Source organism: Flavobacterium sp. (assembly GCF_049318325.1).
Classification (GTDB): domain Bacteria; phylum Bacteroidota; class Bacteroidia; order Flavobacteriales; family Flavobacteriaceae; genus Flavobacterium.
Genome location: NZ_JBMOGQ010000193.1, coordinates 1 through 3,009 on the forward strand (window position 1 = coordinate 1; position 3,009 = coordinate 3,009).

Genomic DNA, 3,009 nt, shown 5'->3' on the forward strand with positions numbered 1-3,009 from the left:
ATATAATTCATGATTTCCTGAAAGCAAACGCGAACCAGTGGCGCCATTTACTTTGATGTTTTTATCTAAAAGCAACTGATGTGTTTCGTGAAAGATGGTTTCGTTTTTGGCAAATCCTATATAATCATTGGAGGCAAAATCGATTAAATCATTAGCAATTGGCAATTGGCGCAAAGCATTTTGTTCCTCGCGTTGCTGCAGTTTTTGTTGTAGTGATTTTGGGAATTGCTTCATGTTTACTTCGTCAATTCAACTTGCTTGCGCAAGGCTTGTGTCAAAGATAGTAAATAGCTCGTATTGAAGTGGCAACTTTTATAGCTGTCCGTTTTTAAAAACCAGTCAGGTATAAAAATATAATGGAAAGCTTGAACTACATGACTACCGGCAAGCAGGGCTTCTAAAAACCACCCCGTCCTTCGGGCAACCCTTAATGAGGGGAATTAAAAAAGCCCAATCTCGTTTTTTTGATGAGATTGAGCTTTTCCTTTTTATTTAAATCGTATTAGTCAGCTAATACAATTACTTTATTGTCTTTCATTTCAATAGTTCCTGAATTGATTTCCAAAAGGTAATTTTGATCGTTTACTTTGGTAAATTTATCTTCTACTTCTTTTTTGATATCAAAACTCGCTGCCTCAATTTTTACAACACCATGTTTTAAAACAGAAACTATTGGGGCGTGATTATTCAAAATTTGAAACGAACCTACTTCACCAGGTAAAGTAACCGAAGTAACTTCTCCTTTAAATAATGTAGCTTCTGGTGATACTATTTCTAAAATCATTTTTTATAATTGATAATTGATAATTGATAATTGATAATTACTGGCATTGTCAATTGTTAATTATCCATTGTTAATTGAATTACGCTTCTGATAACATTTTTTCTCCTGCTTCGATAGCTTCTTCAATAGTTCCTTTTAGGTTGAAAGCTGCTTCTGGTAAGTGATCTAATTCACCATCAATAATCATGTTGAATCCTTTGATAGTTTCTTTGATATCAACCAATACTCCAGGAATACCTGTAAATTGCTCCGCTACGTGGAAAGGTTGCGATAAGAAACGTTGCACTCTACGTGCTCTTGATACAGATAATTTATCTTCTTCAGATAGCTCTTCCATACCAAGGATGGCGATGATATCTTGAAGTTGTTTGTATTTTTGAAGTATCTCTTTTACTCTTTGTGCACAGTTGTAGTGATCGTCACCTAAAATTTGAGCAGTAAGAATTCTTGAAGTAGAATCTAGAGGATCCACAGCAGGATAAATCCCAAGCTCAGCAATTTTACGAGACAATACGGTTGTTGCATCTAAGTGAGCAAACGTTGTTGCTGGTGCTGGATCCGTTAAGTCATCCGCAGGAACGTAAACTGCTTGTACTGATGTAATAGACCCTTTATTTGTAGAAGTAATTCTTTCTTGCATCGCACCCATTTCTGTTGCTAATGTTGGTTGGTAACCTACCGCAGATGGCATACGACCTAAAAGTGCCGAAACCTCAGAACCTGCTTGTGTAAAACGGAAGATATTATCAACAAAGAAAAGTACATCTTTACCTTGATCAGAACCAGCACCATCACGGAAATACTCAGCGATAGATAATCCTGAAAGGGCAACACGTGCTCTTGCTCCTGGTGGTTCATTCATTTGTCCGAAAACGAAAGTAGCTTTAGATTCTCTCATTCCTGGTTTATCTACTTTAGATAAATCCCAACCTCCATTTTCCATAGAGTGCATAAAATCTTCTCCATATTTTATAATTCCAGACTCCAACATCTCACGAAGTAAATCGTTTCCTTCACGAGTTCTTTCACCTACACCTGCGAATACAGAAAGTCCACCGTGACCTTTAGCGATGTTGTTAATCAATTCTTGAATCAATACTGTTTTACCAACTCCAGCTCCACCGAACAATCCAATTTTACCTCCTTTTGAGTAAGGCTCAATCAAATCGATAACTTTAATTCCAGTAAATAACACTTCTGTAGAAGTTGATAAATCTTCGAATTTTGGTGCTTGCTTGTGTATTGGCATTCCATTCGCTCCGTCTTTCGGTAAATCTCCTAAACCATCAATGGCATCACCAATCACGTTAAACAAACGTCCGTAAACATCTGGTCCAATTGGCATTTGTATTGGAGCACCTGTAGCATTTACAGCCGTTCCTCTACTCAAACCATCTGTTGAGTCCATAGAGATAGTACGAACAGTGTTTTCACCAATATGGGATTGCACTTCAAGTACTAATATTGAACCGTTTTTATTAACGATTTCTAGTGAGTCATAGATTTTTGGTAGTTCAACATCTTTAGTATCAAATACTACGTCTACTACTGGGCCAATGATTTGGGAAACTTTTCCTATTGCTTTTGACATTGTTTATGTATTTTTAAAATAGCTATTTAGGTTTGAAAAAACACCTTTTTTTCAGAGCGCAAAGATAATTTTTATAAATTGAATAATCAATAATTATTTTATAAAAAAAGGAAGATTTTTTTTTCTTCCTTATTGTAAACAAAAAACATCCCTGCGAAAGGGATGTTTTAATTGTAATAAAAATGTGTTTTATAATACAGGAGGAAACATTATTCTATAATCTGAGAATTTTACTCCTTTAAAATTAGAACCGTATCTTGTATTAATAGCATCGAGAAATACATTTGTAATTAAAGCATATCCCCTTGGACTTGGATGAACTCCATCAAGAGAAAAGGCACCGCCTGTTACATAAGTTGCATTCACTGTATAACCACTATTATTTAGTAGTTTAGCATATCTACCATCAGGATCTGGCAAAAGCGGATCTGCAACATGAGCTAAAACAGCATTGGCATCAACAAAAGCTAAGTTTTTAGCTGTTGCTAAAGCACGAATTGCAACATTATATGCAGTGGTTGCAGTTTTTACCTGTAAAGTTTCATCGGCCGTTAAAGTTGTTGAATCCTGCATTGGATTAGAAACACCTATAACATTAAATGGAGAGGGAGCTCCAGCTTGCGTAGTTCCGATG

The 3,009-nt window shown here is 35.9% G+C and carries 2 protein-coding genes and 2 pseudogenes; all 4 read right to left on the bottom strand.

The annotated features are described in order from the left end of the window. Window positions 1-234: pseudogene (locus tag ACOYLP_RS11530) on the bottom strand (8-amino-7-oxononanoate synthase); the annotation flags it as partial. Between the two features lie 268 nt (window positions 235-502). Next, window positions 503-784 (bottom strand): F0F1 ATP synthase subunit epsilon, encoded by a 282-nt coding sequence (locus ACOYLP_RS11535; protein ID WP_422856319.1) that lies wholly within the window; start codon window positions 782-784, stop codon window positions 503-505. Window positions 785-863: 79 nt separating this feature from the next. After that, window positions 864-2,375, bottom strand: a complete 1,512-nt coding sequence (atpD, locus tag ACOYLP_RS11540; protein ID WP_422856320.1) for a F0F1 ATP synthase subunit beta — start codon at window positions 2,373-2,375, stop codon at window positions 864-866. Between the two features lie 189 nt (window positions 2,376-2,564). After that, window positions 2,565-3,009, bottom strand: a pseudogene (locus ACOYLP_RS11545) (G-D-S-L family lipolytic protein); the annotation flags it as partial.